Consider the following 17,065-nt stretch of genomic DNA (forward strand, 5'->3'; position numbering starts at 1 on the left):
GGGGGCGGTGTTGGCCGCCCCCTTGGAGGTTTAGGCGAGGCCGAGATCCTTGAGGATCGCGGTGATGCGTGCGGTGTCGTCGGCGAGGAATTTTGCATAGTCGTCGCCGGTCAACAGGATGGGCGTCCAGTTGCGGTTCTTGCACTCGGTTGCCCAGGCGTCGCTCTTGGCCATGGTTTCGATCATCGTGACCATCGCCGCCTTGTCGGCATCGGACACGCCGGGCGGTGCAAAGACGCCGCGCCAGTTGAACAATTCGACATCGATGCCGGCTTCCTTCATCGTCGGTGCGTCGATGCCGTCCTGGCGCTTGTCGGCGGAGATCGCCAACAGCCGAAGCGCGCCCGCCTTGATCTGTTCGGAGAACTCGCCGAAGCCGGAAATGCCGGCCGCCACCTGGTTGCCGAGCAGCGCCGACAGCGCCTCGCCGCCACCGGCGAACGGCACATAGGAGAGGTTGGTTGCCGGAACGCCGACCGTCTTGGCGATCAGGCCGAAGAGTATGTGGTCGGAGCCGCCGGCCGAGCCGCCGGCAACCGGCACCTTGGTCGGATCCGCCTTGAGCGCGGCAACGAAATCGCCGGCCGTCTTGAACGGCGAATCCGCCGGCACCACCAGCGCCTCGAACTCGCCGGTAAGGCGGGCGATCGGCGTGACTTCGGAGAGGTTGTTGGCCGATTTGTTGGCGATGATGGCGCCGACCATGACCATGCCGGCAACCATCAGCGAATTGCCCTTGCCCTTCCACTGGCTGATGAACTGCGGCAGGCCGACCGTACCGCCGGCGCCGCCGACATTGGTGATCTGCGAGCCGGAGATCAGTTTTTCACTGCGCAGCACCTGGTCGATGGTGCGCCCTGTCTGGTCCCAGCCGCCGCCGGGCGCGGCCGGCACGAAGATCTGGATCTGCGGTGCATCCTGAGCGAAGGCGGGCGTCAAATGCGTTGCGACGAAACCGGCAGCGCCTGCGGCTGCGGTGCTCATCAAAAATCTGCGTCTGTTCAGCATGGGATTCCTCCAAATCACGACACCTCCTCCGGTGCCTGCCAGAAACGTAGCCTGAAAACAGACCCGCTCGGTAAAAATTCATGCCGATTTCGGTACGTTCTGTCAACAGGAACGACGTTCTACTAGACAGAACATGGGATGTGCGGCACAATCGCGCCGATCGGCCTAGAGCAATTCCAGGAAAAGTGTGATCGGTTTTCCGTCCGGAATTGCGCAAAAACAAAGAGATAGAGCGGTTCGCCGTTTSCGTGAAACGGCGAACCGCGCGGGTCCGAACGAGTAAACCGGAATGAAACCGTCCGTGAGATGACCGAAGCGCGATCCCAGCCGTTACAGGCAGGTGGCGTCGCCGCGCTTGACCGCGCGATCGCCATTCTCGACGCTTTCGCCACCGCCGACCGCTCGCTCAGCCTGGCCGAGATCGCAGCGCGCACCGGGCTCTACAAGAGCACAATATTGAGGCTGGCGAACTCGTTGCTGCGTGGCCAGTTGCTGGAGCGGCTCGACGATGGCCGCTACCGCATCGGGCCGGCCACCTTCCGGCTCGGCGCGCTCTACCAGCGCTCGGTGGTGGCGGTCGACATCCTGCTGCCGATCATGCGCGATCTCGCCGAGCGCAGCTGGGAAAGCGTGGCCTTCTATGTCCGCTCAGGTGACGCCCGAACCTGCCTCTACCGCGTCGAATCCAAGCATCCAATCCGCTACACGATCCGGGAAGGCGACCTGCTGCCCCTGCTCGCCGGTTCCGGCGGCCGCGTGTTGGCAGCGTTTTCAGGCCAGCCGGGCGAGCCTTACGAGACAATTCGCCAGGCCTGCCACTATCTGTCGATCGGCGACCGCGACCCGGAGACGGCCGGCGTGTCGGCCCCGGTGTTCGGACCGGGCCGTGTTCTGCTCGGCGCCTTGACGCTCGCCGGCCCGTCGACGCGCGTCGATATGGCCTTTCTGCGCCGCATGACGCCGGCCCTGCTGGAGGCTGCCGCCCGTGCCACGCGTGCCTTCGGCGAGGACGCGTCAGCCCTTGAACGCGCAGGCGAGAAAGCAGGCAACCTCACCTAGCGCAATCAAGCCCCGCAACGCAATCAAGCAAGCGGTCACACAGTGTTTCCACCCGCTCTTGCGGCCCCCCGACCGCGAATGTATTCTAGTAGTTTACTCGAATACAATGCAGCTTTTGCGAAAGATTGCACCCCTGACGCCGCGTAAGCAAATTTTACAGAAATCGGGCCAATCCGGTAGCAAATAGCCGAAGAATTTATTGGCTGTTAATGCCGGTAGGCTAGTCAAACAAGCGTCGCCGGATATGGGCGACATGGGGAGAGGGCGTCGGCCGGCCGGCATCTGGTCGGCAGGCAATTCGTGAGGAGCCATGGCTATTCCCATGGAAGCTTGATGAGGCTGTCACCAACAGACACCAGCCCCCGTCTTCTCGGGCTGGTCTGGCCATTCATCCTCGTTGTTCTTGTCCAGGCTCTGGTTGCCAGCGGCAGCCTTTACACACTCTCGGCGGTACGCGCCTATGTCGGCGGCGAGAGCCACTGGTCCAAGGGACAGAAGCAGGCCATCTATTTTCTCAGTCTCTATGCCGAAACCGGCAAGGAAGAATTCTTCAACGAGTATCGCGAGGCCATCGCCATTCCACTCGCCGATCGTTCGGCCCGACTTGCCCTCGAGCAGCCCGAACCCGACATCAGCGCCGCCCGCGCCGGCTTCCTGCAAGGCGGCAACCACCCTGACGATCTGGCGGGATTGATCTGGCTGTTCCAGAACTTCCGCAAGGTGAGCTATCTCGACATTGCCATCCAGCATTGGACGGCCGCCGACAGCATGATTCTTGAAATCGATCGGCTCGGCACCACGATCCACCAAGGATTTGTTGAAGGGGCAGTTTCGGCCGCGCAGATCAACACCTGGAAAGCCCAAATCCATCAGCTCAACCATCTGATCGGTCCCCTTTCCAAAGCCTTCTCCGACAGCCTCGGCGAGGGATCCCGTTTCATCAAGATGGTGCTGACGCTCGCCAATCTGGTTACAGCCGCCTTGCTCATCCTGCTCGCCGTGTGGCGCACCCGCAAACTGCTGGCGCAGCGCCGGGCTTTCCAATCCGCCCTCAACGCCGAACGCGAGCGCGCCCAGATCACCCTCGCCTCGATCGGCCAGGCTGTCATCAGCACGCAAGCGGACGGACTGGTGGACTACATGAACCCCGTCGCCGAGCGGCTGCTGGCACACTCGCTCCACGCGGCCAGGGGCAAGCCGATCGCCTCGCTGTTCCGCTTGCTGGACAAGGACACTGGTGTCGAGGAACTCGGGTTGGCGGAACGCCTGCTGGCTGGCGAGCCACGTCGCCCCAACGTCCGCCCGCAACTGCTGCAGCGCGACGACGGCTCGGTCATTCCCGTGGCGCTGACCGGGGCGCCACTGCTCATTTCCGGCCATGTGGTTGGCGCAGTGCTGGCCTTCCACGACATGACGCGCGAGCAGGACTACATCGAGCGGCTCTCCTGGCAGGCCTCGCATGACGCGCTGACCGGACTTGCCAACCGCCACGACTTCGAAAGCCGGCTGGAGTCGGAAATCGCCGAATTGCGTCACAAGTCCCGCCAGCACGCGCTGATGTACCTGGATCTCGATCAGTTCAAGCTTGTCAACGATACGTGTGGCCATGCGGCCGGCGATCAGTTGCTACGGCAGATTTCCGTGCTCCTCGGCAATGCGCTGCGGCCGGGCGACATGCTGGCGCGGCTGGGTGGCGACGAGTTCGGCGTTCTGCTGTTCGATTGCAGCCTGGATCTCGCTGTCGATATCGCCGAACGCCTGCGTGCAACGGTGCAGGACCTGCACTTCACCTGGGAAGCCAGGCCTTTCAACAGCAGTGTCAGCATCGGCATGGTTCAGATCACCAATGCCGAAATTACACTTGAAGAGACCCTGCGGGCTGCGGATGTCGCCTGTTACATGGCCAAGGAAAAAGGCCGCAACCGGGTTCAACTGCACAGCGACAGCGACGTCGCCTTGCGCGAACGCTTCGGCGAGATGGCCTGGGTTCAGCGCCTCCATGCCGCGCTGGAAGAAAATCGCTTTGCGCTTCATGCCCAGGAGATCTGGCCGCTGAACGAGGCGGCCGCCGAAGCCGGCGCGCATATCGAGATCCTGCTGCGGCTGACCGACGAGGACGGTCTCGTCGTCTCGCCCGCCAGCTTCATTCCGGCGGCCGAGCGCTATGGGTTGATGCCGTCGATCGACCGTTGGGTCGTGCGCAACACCTTCGGCGTCCTGGCGGCGCGCCTCGCCGATCGAACGGCCTCCCCCATCACCACTTGTGCCATCAATCTTTCCGGCGCCAGCTTCGGCGACGAGACCTTCCTCGGCTTCCTGCGCGAGCAGTTTCTTGCCTATGGCATTCCGCCGAAAATGATTTGTTTGGAGATCACGGAGACCAGCGCCATCGCCGATCTCGCCAATGCCATGCGCTTCATTGCCGATCTGCGCGGCTTGGGTTGCCGCTTCGCCCTCGACGACTTCGGCTCCGGCATGTCGTCCTTCGCCTACCTGAAACACCTCCCCGTCGACTATCTGAAAATCGACGGCAGCTTCGTCAAGGACATGCTGGAGGATCGGATCGACCGTGCCATGGTCGAGATGATCCATCATATCGGCAAGGTGATGGGCAAGCGCACCATTGCCGAATTCGTCGAAAGCGACGGCATCATCGCGGCGCTGAAGACCATCGGTGTCGACTATGCGCAAGGCTATGCGATAGCCAGGCCGCAACCTTTCAACGCCTCCATGACGCTGCTGAATCCAGCGCGGCCGGCAAAGGGGACGGACAAAGCTCGTTGGAACGGCCTTGCGCGAAAATTGCGCAAGGCCGGATGACAAGAAAAGCCGTCGCCGGACTTCGTCAGTTCGCCTTGACCAGCACCACGCGCCGGTTCTTGGCGCGGCCGGTTTCATCGTCATTGCTGGCGACGGGCGCCATCATGCCGGCGCCGGCGGCAGTCAGCCGCCCGCCGTCAATGCCGTATTTCGAGACAAGCGCCGCCTTCACCGACTGCGCCCGCCGCGACGACAGGTCGATATTGTAGTCGAAAGCGCCCTGATTGTCGGTGTGGCCGACGACGATCACCGCCATGCCGGGTTCGTTGGTCAAAAGTGTCGAGATCTCCTTCAGCGTCGGCTCCGATTCCGGCTTGATGTCAGACTTGTCGGTGTCGAAGAAGATGCCGTAGAGCGAGATCGAGCCGGTGGTGGAGAGCGAATCCGCCATCTTGGCGGCCTCGATGACCACCATCTTCTTGTCGCGCGCCTTCGGCTCCAGCACCTGGACGACGGCGATGGTGCGGCCGTTGAGTTCCTTGCAGTAGAGGTCATCGATCAGGGAATAGGCCTGCACAGTGACAAAGGCGTCGCCACCGTCCTGCGGCACCTTGGCTGAGAAGAAGCGCTGGTCGTTGATGCCCGTGGTTACTGCACAGGCGCCATTGGAAAACGCCGCGTCCTTGATGTCGCTTTCATGGAAGAAATACATCATCAGGCTCATGTCGCCGCCACCGCCGCTCGACGACCGGTCGGCAGCGCCGCCGCACTCTTCCTTCTTGCATTCGAACAGGACTTCGCCGCCGGCCGCCTCGATCACATCCTGATAGTTGCGCAGCACTTCCAGCGGCGAGCGCTCGGCCGGCAGCACATAGGCGATGCGGGTCAGCGCACCCTCGACCTCGGCCTTCTTGTCCGGTGCATAGATGCGATTGTTCATCGTATCGCGCGCGTCCGCATCGGCGCTCGGCTTCAGCGGCGACAGCGGCACGGTGAAATCGGTATAGGCGAATTTTTCGTAGGAGACGATGAAGGACCCCTCATAACGCTTGGCCAGATGATTGTCGGCCGCGCCTTCGATGTCGGCGGTCGGCACCGTCGCATCGGCGCCAGCCAGCCGCACGGTCGCAAAGATGAGCAGCCCGGCCCAGAAAAGCTTTGCAAGTATCGCATTGATCGTACGCATGGTCAGCCTCCCCCAAAGAGCAATTCCAGGAAAAGTGCGAGCGGTTTTCCCCACAGGAACTGCGTAGCTAGATCAGGATGGCAATTTTTGCAGAACGAGGCAATTGCGTCGATGAAGTGCTTCACACCCGCCGTTCGAGCAGGATGGTCGGCCCATCGTGATAGGTGGTTTCCAGCACTTTGGTGTAGCCGCATTTTGCCGCGACGTTCAGCGAGCCGGTGTTTTCCGGATCGATGATGCAGACGGTCCTGGTGCCGGCAAAGGTTTCGTCGCCCCAGGCCAGAGCCCGCCTGACGACTTCGCTGGCAAAACCCTTGCCGTGCGCTTGCGGCGCCAGGGCCCAGCCAGCTTCGGGGATGCCTTCGAGCGACGGCTCGATATCGCGCTTCAGATCGTGAAACCCGGCCTCGCCGATGAAGCGGCCGCTGGCCTTGTCCTCGACCGCCCAGAAGCCGTAACCGAGCAGCGACCACAGGCCGGCGTGCCGCAGAAACCGCATCCAGCTTTCCTCGCGCGTCCGCGGCTTACCGCTGATGAAGCGGGTGGTGACGGGACTGGCCCACATGACGGCATAGTCGTCGAAGTCATCGATCCGATGCGCCCGCATGATGGTCCGCTCCGTTTCGAGAACCGGAACGCCGGCTGTTTTTGGACTGCCCATGAAACTCTGCCTCCGTTGACGTGGCAGCGCTTAGCAAACCAGCGCGCCCGGACAAGGGCCAGGCCGCATCATCGTACGGCCAGGCAAGCTATCTCGATCAATCACAGCTAGTTGTCAGGATGTGGCGTCAATGACACTGATGACTGGGCCAGAAGCAGCCCGCCTCTGGGAAATCCGCCGAACGATGCTACCTTCCGCAACCGGCCCGGCGAGGGCCGGTCTCGATACCGCCAATGGGAGGAGAACGCCATGGACACCACCGATCTTGTGCTTGCCATTTTCCATCACCTGCTGGTGTTCTCGCTGGCCGGCATCATCGGCGCCGAATTTGTCCTGATCCGCGGCGACCTCTCCGCCGCCACGCTCAAACGGCTTGCCGGCATTGACCGCCACTATGGCATCATCGCCAGCCTGATCATCATCATCGGCATTGGCCGTGTCATCTATGGCCTGAAGGGCTGGGAGTTCTACGTCTACAACTGGGTGTTCTGGGCCAAGATGGCGGCATTCGCTGTCGTCGGTCTGCTGTCCATCGTGCCCACCATCCGTTTCCTGTCCTGGAACCGGCAGGCCAGCGCCAGTCCCGGCTTCCAGGTGCCGTCGGCCGAGCTCGCTTCGGTGAAGACTTATGTGCGCGCCGAAGCCTTCATCTTCCTGCTGATCCCGGTCTTTGCAGCGGCAATGGCGCGCGGCTACGGTTATTGAAGCAACGCCAACACGAAACCCCATCTCCGCCGGGCATAATCCCCACTGATCGCCACGGTTGCGCACGGCTGTATTTAACAGTTTGCGTCAGGTGACAATCTGTTAGCTTGCCTTTGTTGCCCCATCGCTGCCGGACCTGCACAGCGATTGGAAATTGATATCCTGGGAGGAGAATTAAGATGAGGAAATTTGTTGCCGCCCTGGCCGCCGCCGCGGCCGTCACGCTCTATTCGTTCACCGCCTCAGCACAGACCTATCCCGAGCGCACCATCACCGTCGTCGTGCCGTTTGCGGCCGGCGGTCCGACCGATACGGTTACGCGCCTTGTCGCCGAAGCCATGTCGAAGGATCTCGGCCAGCAGATCATCGTCGAGAATGTCGGCGGCGCCGGCGGCACGCTGGGCGCGGGCCGCGTCGCCAACGCCGACCCGGACGGCTACACGCTGCTCCTCCACCACATCGGCATGGCGACAAGCGCCACACTCTACAGGAAGCTCGCCTACGACACGCTGAACGCTTTCGAGTATGTCGGCCTCGTCACCGAGGTGCCGATGGCCATTGTCGCCCGCAAGGACCTGGAGCCGACAGACCTGAAAGGGCTGGTCGAATACGCCAAGGCCAACAAGGACTCCATCACCGTCGCCAATGCCGGCATCGGCGCCGCCTCGCATCTGTGCGGCATGCTGTTCATGAGCGCCATCGGCACGCCGCTGGTCACGGTGCCCTACAAGGGCACCGGCCCGGCCATGACCGACCTTCTCGGCGGCCAGGTCGATATCATGTGCGACCAGACCACCAACACCACCAAGCAGATCCAGGGCGGCACGATAAAGGCCTATGCCGTCACCACGCCGGAACGCCTCGACGTCATGAAGGACGTCCCGACGACTATCGAAGGCGGCCTTCCCGCTGTGCAGGTCGGCATCTGGCACGGCCTCTATGCGCCGAAGGGCACGCCGGCCGCGATCACCGACAGGCTCTCGAAATCGCTCCAGGTCGCGCTGAAGGACCCCAACGTCATCGCCCGCTTCGCCGAACTCGGCACCAAGCCGTCATCCGAAGCCGATGCGACGCCGGCGGCGCTGAAGGCCAAGCTGGAAAGCGAGATCACGCGCTGGAAACCGATCATCGAAGCCGCCGGCCAGTACGCCGACTGAGGGACTTGAACGGGGCACGACCAGCGCCCCGTCTTCGCTTCGACACCCGTTTCACATTTGCAACGGCAGGCCGCTGCAAGGTCTGGGGAGGACCGTCATGAAACCTTTCGCTATCGACAGGACAAACGGCCTGTGCGCCGCGCTGTTCATCCTTTTCGGCGCCTTTTTCGCCATACAATCGCTCGGACTTGAGATCGGCACCGCCTTCCGCATGGGGCCGGGCTATTTCCCGCTGGTGCTGGCGATCGTGCTGATCGTGCTCGGCGCCATCATCCTTGTCCAGGCGGTGCGCGTCGAGGGCGAGCCGATCGGCCCCATTGCCTGGCGCGGCATGCTGTTCATCCTGCCGGCGCCGATCTTCTTCGGCCTGACGGTGCGCGGCCTCGGCTTCGTCCCGTCGATCTTCCTGACCGCGCTGATCGCCTCCTTTGCCAGCAGCCGCATGAAGCCGGTGACCGCGCTTGTGCTGTCAGCCGCACTGACGCTGTTTTCGGTCCTGGTCTTCAGCTACGCGCTCGGGCTGCCGTTCCAGCGCTTCGGCCCCTGGCTCCCGCTTTGAGGTGATGAGATGGACCTGCTCAAAAACCTCGAACTCGGCTTCTCGACGGCGACAACGCCGGCCAATCTCGGGTTCTGCCTGATCGGCGTTCTGCTCGGCACGCTGATCGGCGTCCTGCCCGGCATCGGCGCCACGGCAACCATCGCCATGCTGTTGCCGATCACCTTCCAGATCGGCGATCCGGTCTCCTCCCTCATCATGCTTGCCGGCATTTACTATGGCGCCCAGTATGGCGGCTCGACCACCGCCATTCTCATCAACATGCCCGGCGAATCCTCCTCGGCCGTCACCGCCATCGACGGCTACCAGATGGCCAGGAACGGCCGCGCCGGGGCAGCACTCGCCATCGCCGCGATCGGCTCGTTCTTCGCCGGCACGGTGTCGACCTTCCTCGTCGCCGTCTTTGCCCCGCCGTTGACGGCAATCGCCCTGCAGTTCGGCGCGGCGGAGTATTTTTCGCTGATGATCGTCGGCCTCGTCTCGTCCATCGCGCTCGCCCATGGCTCGATCGTCAAGGCGCTCGCCATGGTCGTGCTCGGCCTGCTGCTCGGCATTGTCGGCACCGACATCTACACCGGCACGCCGCGCTTCACGCTGGGCATCCGCGAATATGCCGACGGGCTGAACTTTGTCGCGGTGGCGGTCGGTGTGTTCGGCGTCGCCGAGATCCTGCGTAACCTCGAAAACGAGCACGAGCGCTCGGTGCTGATCAAAAAGGTCTCCGGCCTGATGCCGACCCGCGACGACTTCAAGGCCATGGCAGCACCCATCGTGCGCGGCACCATTATCGGTTCGGCGCTCGGCATCCTGCCCGGCGGCGGCGCGGTGCTTGCGGCCTTTGCCTCCTACACGGTCGAAAAGCGCGTCTCGAAACACCCGGAGGAATTCGGCAAGGGCGCGATCGCCGGCGTCGCCGGGCCGGAATCGGCCAACAATGCCGGCGCCCAGACCTCCTTCATCCCGATGCTGACGCTGGGCATTCCGGCCAACCCGGTCATGGCGCTGATGATCGGCGCCATGATCATCCAGGGCATCGTGCCCGGTCCCAATGTCGCGACCGAGCAGCCGGCGCTGTTCTGGGGCATCATCGCCTCGATGTGGATCGGCAATCTGATGCTGATCGTGCTGAACCTGCCGCTGATCGGGCTGTGGGTCAAGCTGCTGACCATCCCCTACTACGTGCTGTTCCCGATCATCATGGCGTTCTGCTCGATCGGCGTTTACAGCGTCAACACCAACGCCTTCGATCTCCATGCCGTCGCCTTCTTCGGCCTGCTCGGCTACGTCCTGACCAAGCTGCGCTGCGAACCCGCACCGCTGCTGCTCGGCTTCGTGCTCGGCCCGTTGCTGGAGGAGAACCTGCGCCGCGCCATGATCCTGTCGCGCGGCGACCCCTCGACCTTCGTAACGCGGCCGATCAGCGCCGGCCTGCTGCTCGTGGCACTCGCCGTGCTCGTCGTCGTCTTCCTGCCGTCGGTCAAGAAGAAGCGCGAAGAGGTGTTCGTGGAGGAGAACTAGTTATCCGGGACGTCCGAAGGGCCGAGCGCAGCGATTTCCACCAGCGGCGCCGGCACATCGGTGGTCTTCTCCGCCGCCTTGCAGATATCGGCAATGACGCAGGCCGGGCAATCCGGCTTGCGCGCCTTGCAGACATAGCGGCCATGCAGAATCAGCCAGTGATGCGCATGGCGCATATACTCGTCCGGTATGATCCGCAGCAGTCCTTGCTCGACCTGTTCCGGCGTCTTGCCGGGCGCCAGGCCGAGCCGGTTGCCGATGCGAAAAATGTGCGTGTCGACCGCCATCGTGTGCTGGCCGAACGCCATGTTGAGCACGACATTGGCGGTCTTGCGCCCGACCCCCGGCAGTTTGACCAGTTCATCCCTGTCGCCGGGCACCTCGCCGCCATAGTCGCGGATCAGCGCCTCCGACAGCGCAATCACGTTCTTGGCCTTGTTGCGCCAGAGCCCGATGGTTTTGACGTACTCGCCGACCCTGGCCTCGCCCAGCGCCAGCATCTTTTCAGGCGTGTCGGCGATCTTGAACAGCGCCCGCGTCGCCTTGTTGACGCCGGCATCGGTCGCCTGCGCCGACAGCACAACCGCCACCAGCAGCGTGAAGGCGTTGACGTGCTCGAGTTCACCCTTGGGCTCCGGCCGCTGCACCGCAAACCGCCGGAAAATCTCATGCACTTCGGCGGCGCTGTAGAGCGAACGAACCCTTGCCGGCCGTGGCCGCGGCTTCGCGTTCGAGCCGTCGCGCCGCCCGGGCGGCAGTTCGATTTTGGGCATGGAAGAATCTTTGGACTTGGGGCTCGCCATTTCCCTCCTATAATATCCCGCCATGAGCGACACAAACGCCTCGTTTCAGGCTGACGAGCCCTTCTTTCACGCATTGCTGACCCCACACCGGTCGCTGGGCAGGACGGGCTTCCTGATCCTGATGGGCGCGCTGCTGTTCGGTTGGGTGGTGACCGGTGCGTTTTTCCTGTCGCGCGGCGCCTGGCCGGTGTTCGGCTTCTTCGGGCTCGACGTGATCGCCGTCTACATCGCCTTCCGCGCCAACTACCGCGCGGCCCGCGCTCGTGAAGAAGTGTCGGTGTCGCGCACCAGCCTCGACATCCGCAAGACCGCGCCTTCGGGCAAATCGGAGGCGCATCGCTTCAATCCGTTCTGGGCGCGCTTTTCCGTCGCCCGCCACGCCGAGATCGGCATCACCAGGATGACAGTGGAAGCACAGGGGCAGAATGTACCGATCGGCTCATTCCTGGACCCAGATTCCCGTGAGAGTTTTGCCACCGCGTTCTCACGCGCGCTGGCGACCGCTAAAACGCGCTGACCCAGCGCCTCAGAACCGGTAGCGCAAGATTCTGCCGACCTTGCGCAACGCGGGAATGTGTCTCCACAGCCCGATGAACAGTTTCGCCGACCAGCCCATGTGAGCTGTGCGTTCGGCGCTATAGGCCGAGATATCATCGACAAAGCGCAGCTTCGGAACGGCGCGCTCCAGCTCGTGCGGGTCGTCGATCGCCCAGTGGACTTCGGCGCCTGTCGCCCTGATGGTCGGATTGAGGCGAAGCATCTTCAGGCCGAAGCGGCTGTAGGCGTCGAACATCAGCTCGCCACCGGCAAGATGCGAGACGAGACGCGACAACAGCCGCAGCCCTTCCTCGGCCGGCAGATAGGGCGTCAGCCCCTCCATCACCACGACGGCCGGGCGATTGCGTGGCACTTGCGTCAGCCAGTCCGGTTCGGTCACCGACGACCCGACGAGGTGATAATTGTCCCGGGACGGGTAGAGCTTGCGCCTGAGCGCGATGACGTCAGGAAAATCCACATCGAACCACTCCACGCCATCGAGCGGATCGACGCGGAAGATGCGCGTATCGAGCCCGCAGCCGAGATGCAGCACGATGGCCCCGGGATTCCTGGCGATGAAGTCCTGAACGCGAACATCAAACGTCCTGGCCCGGATCGCCAGGCCGATGCCGAGATTGCTGTCGACCTTCAGCCGCGAGAAATCATAGTCGATGGCGCGCACAGCCTCGTCGGCGAAACGGTCCTTGAGCAGCGAATGCGCCAACCGGCTCTCCAGCGCCTTGCCGTAGAGCGTCATCAGCAAGGTCTCCCTCGCGCCGGTCAGACTTACCTTTTCGCCGGCCATCGGCATCTCCTGCTTGGCGATCCAGCTTCTATCTGGGTTTGCGCCGCAACAAGGCAAGTTTCGGGTGGTTGCAAAGGGCAGAAAGACCGATATTCGCGGTCAAGGAGATATTGCCATGAACGCCCAGATGACCATGAATACGCAGATGAAACCGACAGCGATCCTGCAGAACGACATCACGCCTGAAGGCAGCGACTACGAGGTCGTGCGCCGCGCCATCGAGAAGATCAGCCTCGATTACCGCGACCAGCCCTCGCTGGAAGCTCTGGCCGCCGATGTCGGCGAGACGCCGACCGGCCTGCAGAAACTGTTCACCCGCTGGGCCGGCCTGTCGCCAAAAGCCTTCCTGCAGGCTGTCACCCTCGACCACGCGCGCAAGCTGCTCGATTCCGGCATGCCGCTGCTCGAAACCTCATTCGAACTCGGCATGTCCGGCCCCGGCCGGCTGCATGACCTGTTCGTCACCCATGAGGCGATGTCGCCAGGCGACTACAAGACGCGCGGCGCGGGGCTCACCATCCGCTACGGCTATCACATCTCGCCCTTCGGCATTGCGCTGATCATGGTCACCGACCGTGGCCTTGCCGGGCTCGCCTTCAACGATCCGGGCGGCGAGCGGGCAGCCTTCGCCGACATGTCGGGCCGTTGGCCGAACGCGACCTATGTTGAGGACATGAGCGCCACCCAGCCCTATGCCGCGCGCATCTTCGATCCGACGCTGTGGCGCGCCGACCAGCCGCTGCGGGTGGTGATGATCGGCACCGACTTCCAGCTGCGCGTCTGGGACGCGCTGCTCCGGATCCCGATGGGCAGGGCCTGCACCTACTCCTCGATCGCCGCCGGCATCGGCGCGCCGAAGGCCAGCCGGGCGGTGGGCGCGGCAGTCGGCGCCAACCCGTTGTCCTTCGTCGTCCCATGCCACCGGGCTATCGGCAAGTCCGGCGCGCTGACCGGCTACCATTGGGGTCTGACGCGCAAACGCGCCATCCTCGGTTGGGAAGCAGGCCAGACCGCATCCTGAAGACACCCCGCATCAAACAACGCCGGCGAAAACCCTTCGCCGGCGTTTTTCTTTTTGCGAGCCCTCGGAAATCGCGCAAAATATACGCACGCTCTGGCAAGCCGCCGGCTTACAGGTTAGCTTCCCGCGCATCCCGCAGGAGGCCTTTTCTTGATCATCGTTGTCGGCTCGATCAACCTCGACCTTATTGCCAATGTCGACCGCTTGCCCTCGCCGGGCGAGACGGTCCGCGGCTCCGGTTTCACCACCGCGCCCGGTGGCAAGGGTGCCAACCAGGCGCTGGCCGCGGCCCGGGCCGGCGCCAAGGTGCGCATGGTCGGCGCCGTCGGCAAGGACAACTTTGCCACCGAGGCGCAGGCGCTGCTTGTCGCGGGCAAGGTCGATCTTTCCGGCGTTGGCCAGAGCTTCGCCTCCACCGGCACGGCGCTGATCCTGGTCGGCGCCGACGGCGAGAACGTCATTGCCGTGGTGCCGGGCGCCAATGATTCGGTGCTGCCGGGCGATCTCGCCAAGGCTTTCCTTGGGAAAGGCGACGTCGTCCTGCTGCAGCACGAAATCCCGCTGCAGACGGTCGATGCCGCCCTTGACGCCGCCCGTGCCGCCGGCGCCATCACCGTGCTCAACACCGCCCCCTTCCGCGGCGACGCGGCGGCGTTTCTCGGCAAGGCCGATTACGCCGTCGCCAACGAAACCGAATTCGACCTTTACGGCGAGGCGCTGTCGTTGAAGGGCCGCGACCGCCCGGCGCGCATGCGTGACTTCGCCGGCAAGACCGGCCGAACCATTGTCGTCACGCTCGGCGGCGACGGCGTGCTGGCGGCGACGCCGGACGATTTCCTGACCGTGCCGGCACTCAAGATCACCCCGGTCGATACGGTCGGGGCCGGCGACACGTTTTGCGGCTATCTTGCTGCCGGGCTGGCGGCGGGCCTGCCACTCGAGCAGGCTCTCATCCGCGCCGCCGCTGCCGGTTCGCTGGCCTGCCTGAAGCCTGGCGCCCAGCCGGCGATCCCGCTGGCGGCGGATGTCGATGCCGCCCTGAGCAACACCGCCGAGTAACAGCCATGCGCCCCGCCACGAAGCATGCCGTGCCGCCGGCCGGCGACATCTGCCGCCTCTCCGGCATCGACCTTGCCGAGGCGATCCGGCTTCGCCGCCTGTCGGTGCGCGAGGTGGTTACAGCCTTCCTCGACCGCATCGACGCTGTGAACCCGCTGGTCAACGCTATCGTGTCGTTGCGCGAGCGCGCAGACATTTTGCGCGAGGCCGACGAGGCTGACGCGCATCTGGCGCAGGGCAAGCCGACCGGCACCCTGTTCGGCCTGCCGATGGCGATAAAAGACCTCGCAATGACGCGCGGCTTGAGGACCAGTTCCGGCTCGCCGATCTTCGCCGATTTCGTGCCGCAGGAAGACGATTTCTTCGTCGAGCGTATCCGCAACGCCGGCGCCATCATCATCGGCAAGACCAACGTTCCCGAGTTCGGCCTGGGCTCCAACACCTACAACAACGTGTTCGGCCCGACGCTGAATGCCTTCGATCCGGCCCTCACTGCCGGCGGTTCGAGTGGCGGCGCCGCGGTCGCCCTTGCGCTGGACATGGTGCCAGTTGCCGACGGCAGCGATTTCGGCGGCTCGCTGCGCAATCCGGCCGCCTGGAACAATATCTATGGCTTCCGCCCGTCGCAGGGCCTTGTCCCCGGCGGACCGGACGTCGAGGTCTTTCATGCCCAGATGGGCGTCGACGGGCCGATGGGCCGCAATGTGCGCGACATGGCTCTGCTGCTTGATGTGCAGGCGGGCTATCACCCGCAGGCGCCACTGTCGTGGGACAAGCCTGGCTCCTTCCTCGAAGGCCTGGCAACGACGGCAAGCGGCGGCCGCATCGGCTGGCTCGGCGATCTCGGTGGTCATCTGCCGCTCGAACCCGGCATCCTCGACCTGTGCGAGGCCGGGCTCGGCCGCTTCGCCCAGGCATCCTTCGTGGGCGAGCCCTTGCTGCCGGATGTCGATGTCGAGGCGCTGTGGCAAGCCTTCGTGACGCTGCGCCAGGCAACCAGCGGATCTGCGCTCAAAATCCACTATGACGACCCGCACAAGCGCGCCCTGCTGAAGCCGGAAGCCGTCTGGGAGGTGGAGAACGCCATGCGGCTGACGGCGCCGCAGATCCGCGCGGCCTCGGTTGTCCGGACCTCCTGGCACCGGACGCTGCTGTCGCTGTTCGAGCGCTTCGACCTGATCGCGCTGCCGACGGCGCAGGTATTTCCTTTCGAAATCGGCATTCATTGGCCGCGCGAAGTCGCCGGACGCGCCATGGACAGCTACCACCGCTGGATGCAGGTTTCGGCCTTCGCCACACTGGGTGGCTGTCCGGCGCTCAACGTGCCGGTCGGCTTCGACGCCAGGGGCAGGCCGATGGGCATGCAGCTGATCGGACGGCCGCGCGGCGATCTCGCCGTGCTCAGGGCCGGCGCGGCCTATGAGGCGACGCTGCCGTGGCAGACCGGAGCCTCCTGATGTCAACCCGCGGCTGCCGGCGACCTCTCCTGCCGGCTTGCACCAGCGTCGCCGGCGTGCATGATCAGGCTCCGACGCGTCCGTGCGAGGCGCTTTCTGCCGAGGAAATCCCTGAGGAACCCCATGTCGCTGGAACTCTACGCCGCCTATGTCCTTGCCTGCATCGTCATCATCCTGGTGCCCGGCCCGACCGTGACGCTAATCATCGCCAACAGCATCCGCCATGGCGCACGCGCCGGGCTTGCCAATGTCGCCGGCACGCAGGCCGGCCTTGCCGTGATGATCGCCATTGTCGGCATCGGCCTCAACACGCTGATATCGGGCATGGGCCATTGGTTCGAATGGGTGCGCCTGATCGGCGCCGCCTACCTGATCTGGATGGGCGTGCAGATGTTCCGCGCCAGGGGCACGCTGAACGCTGACGGCACCGCCAGGAAGCCGCGCGGCGGCTTCTTCCTGCAGGGCTTGGCTGTGGCGCTGAGCAACCCCAAGACGCTGGTCTTCTTCGGCGCCTTCTTCCCGCAGTTCATCGCCCCGCAGGGCAATTACACCCTGCAGATCATCGTCATGGGCCTCACCGCCATGATCTTCGCCGCCGTCTCGGATTCGACCTATGCACTCGCCGCCAGCCGCGCCGGCCGCCTGCTCTCGGCCAGCCGCATCAAGCTGATGTCGAGGATCAGCGGCAGTTTTTTGGTCGGCGGCGGCCTGTGGCTGGCGTTCTCTAAGGCGAAGTAACGGCGGCCAGAAGCCAAGACGCGAACCACAAT

The 17,065-nt window shown here is 64.0% G+C and carries 16 protein-coding genes; 11 read left to right on the forward strand and 5 right to left on the reverse strand.

Annotated elements, in window-relative coordinates:
* Positions 1 to 30: 30 nt before the first annotated feature.
* Positions 31 to 1,008 carry a Bug family tripartite tricarboxylate transporter substrate binding protein gene (locus tag AC1DXM_RS12110; protein ID WP_142869019.1) on the reverse strand — a complete coding sequence of 326 codons (978 nt, stop codon included), beginning with the start codon at positions 1,006 to 1,008 and terminating at the stop codon, positions 31 to 33.
* A gap of 306 nt (positions 1,009 to 1,314) precedes the next feature.
* On the opposite strand from AC1DXM_RS12110, the gene AC1DXM_RS12115 reads away from it, so the two are divergent.
* Entirely contained in the window at positions 1,315 to 2,067 is a 753-nt protein-coding gene (locus AC1DXM_RS12115; RefSeq protein WP_477233252.1) for an IclR family transcriptional regulator, read from the forward strand.
* A 333-nt stretch (positions 2,068 to 2,400) separates the two neighbouring features.
* Positions 2,401 to 4,887, forward strand: a complete 2,487-nt coding sequence (locus tag AC1DXM_RS12120) for an EAL domain-containing protein (protein WP_477233253.1) — start codon at positions 2,401 to 2,403, stop codon at positions 4,885 to 4,887.
* A gap of 25 nt (positions 4,888 to 4,912) precedes the next feature.
* On the opposite strand, the gene AC1DXM_RS12125 is transcribed toward AC1DXM_RS12120, so the two are convergent.
* Positions 4,913 to 6,013 carry an OmpA family protein gene (locus tag AC1DXM_RS12125; protein ID WP_477233254.1) on the reverse strand — a complete coding sequence of 367 codons (1,101 nt, stop codon included), beginning with the start codon at positions 6,011 to 6,013 and terminating at the stop codon, positions 4,913 to 4,915.
* A 121-nt stretch (positions 6,014 to 6,134) separates the two neighbouring features.
* Positions 6,135 to 6,674: a GNAT family N-acetyltransferase gene (locus AC1DXM_RS12130; RefSeq protein WP_477233255.1), complete on the reverse strand. Its 540-nt coding sequence runs from the start codon at positions 6,672 to 6,674 to the stop codon at positions 6,135 to 6,137.
* 249 nt (positions 6,675 to 6,923) lie between these two features.
* On the opposite strand from AC1DXM_RS12130, the gene AC1DXM_RS12135 reads away from it, so the two are divergent.
* The 4 genes from AC1DXM_RS12135 (at position 6,924) to AC1DXM_RS12150 (ending at position 10,613) form a co-directional block, all read left to right on the forward strand.
* Entirely contained in the window at positions 6,924 to 7,379 is a 456-nt protein-coding gene (locus AC1DXM_RS12135) for a DUF2214 family protein (protein ID WP_477233256.1), read from the forward strand.
* A 179-nt stretch (positions 7,380 to 7,558) separates the two neighbouring features.
* On the forward strand, positions 7,559 to 8,536 hold the full coding sequence (locus AC1DXM_RS12140) for a tripartite tricarboxylate transporter substrate-binding protein (protein ID WP_477233257.1): 978 nt from the start codon (positions 7,559 to 7,561) through the stop codon (positions 8,534 to 8,536).
* Between the two features lie 97 nt (positions 8,537 to 8,633).
* Complete coding sequence (locus tag AC1DXM_RS12145; protein ID WP_477233258.1) at positions 8,634 to 9,095, forward strand: tripartite tricarboxylate transporter TctB family protein; 462 nt, start codon at positions 8,634 to 8,636, stop codon at positions 9,093 to 9,095.
* Positions 9,096 to 9,104: 9 nt separating this feature from the next.
* The gene (locus tag AC1DXM_RS12150; RefSeq protein ID WP_477233259.1) at positions 9,105 to 10,613 is read left to right on the forward strand and encodes a tripartite tricarboxylate transporter permease; all 1,509 of its coding nucleotides are present in this window, start codon (positions 9,105 to 9,107) and stop codon (positions 10,611 to 10,613) included.
* Here the strand turns inward: AC1DXM_RS12150 and nth are convergent.
* Positions 10,610 to 11,416 carry an endonuclease III gene (nth, locus tag AC1DXM_RS12155; protein WP_477233260.1) on the reverse strand — a complete coding sequence of 269 codons (807 nt, stop codon included), beginning with the start codon at positions 11,414 to 11,416 and terminating at the stop codon, positions 10,610 to 10,612. The two genes, AC1DXM_RS12150 and nth, sit on opposite strands and share 4 nt — an antisense overlap.
* 22 nt (positions 11,417 to 11,438) lie before the next feature.
* Here nth and AC1DXM_RS12160 point away from each other — a divergent pair, with 22 nt between their 5' ends.
* Complete coding sequence (locus AC1DXM_RS12160) at positions 11,439 to 11,933, forward strand: DUF2244 domain-containing protein (protein WP_112562662.1); 495 nt, start codon at positions 11,439 to 11,441, stop codon at positions 11,931 to 11,933.
* Positions 11,934 to 11,942: 9 nt separating this feature from the next.
* On the opposite strand, the gene AC1DXM_RS12165 is transcribed toward AC1DXM_RS12160, so the two are convergent.
* Entirely contained in the window at positions 11,943 to 12,758 is an 816-nt protein-coding gene (locus AC1DXM_RS12165; RefSeq protein ID WP_477233261.1) for a class I SAM-dependent methyltransferase, read from the reverse strand.
* A gap of 115 nt (positions 12,759 to 12,873) precedes the next feature.
* Between AC1DXM_RS12165 and AC1DXM_RS12170 the strand changes: the two genes are divergently transcribed.
* The 4 genes from AC1DXM_RS12170 (at position 12,874) to AC1DXM_RS12185 (ending at position 17,033) form a co-directional block, all read left to right on the forward strand.
* On the forward strand, positions 12,874 to 13,779 hold the full coding sequence (locus AC1DXM_RS12170) for a methylated-DNA--[protein]-cysteine S-methyltransferase (RefSeq protein ID WP_477233262.1): 906 nt from the start codon (positions 12,874 to 12,876) through the stop codon (positions 13,777 to 13,779).
* 150 nt (positions 13,780 to 13,929) lie between these two features.
* Positions 13,930 to 14,838: a ribokinase gene (locus AC1DXM_RS12175; protein ID WP_477233263.1), complete on the forward strand. Its 909-nt coding sequence runs from the start codon at positions 13,930 to 13,932 to the stop codon at positions 14,836 to 14,838.
* A gap of 5 nt (positions 14,839 to 14,843) precedes the next feature.
* Positions 14,844 to 16,295: an amidase gene (locus AC1DXM_RS12180; RefSeq protein ID WP_477233264.1), complete on the forward strand. Its 1,452-nt coding sequence runs from the start codon at positions 14,844 to 14,846 to the stop codon at positions 16,293 to 16,295.
* 123 nt (positions 16,296 to 16,418) lie between these two features.
* Positions 16,419 to 17,033 carry a LysE family translocator gene (locus AC1DXM_RS12185; RefSeq protein ID WP_477233265.1) on the forward strand — a complete coding sequence of 205 codons (615 nt, stop codon included), beginning with the start codon at positions 16,419 to 16,421 and terminating at the stop codon, positions 17,031 to 17,033.
* Positions 17,034 to 17,065: the final 32 nt, after the last annotated feature.

This window comes from Mesorhizobium sp. P3_A2 (assembly GCF_056403115.1).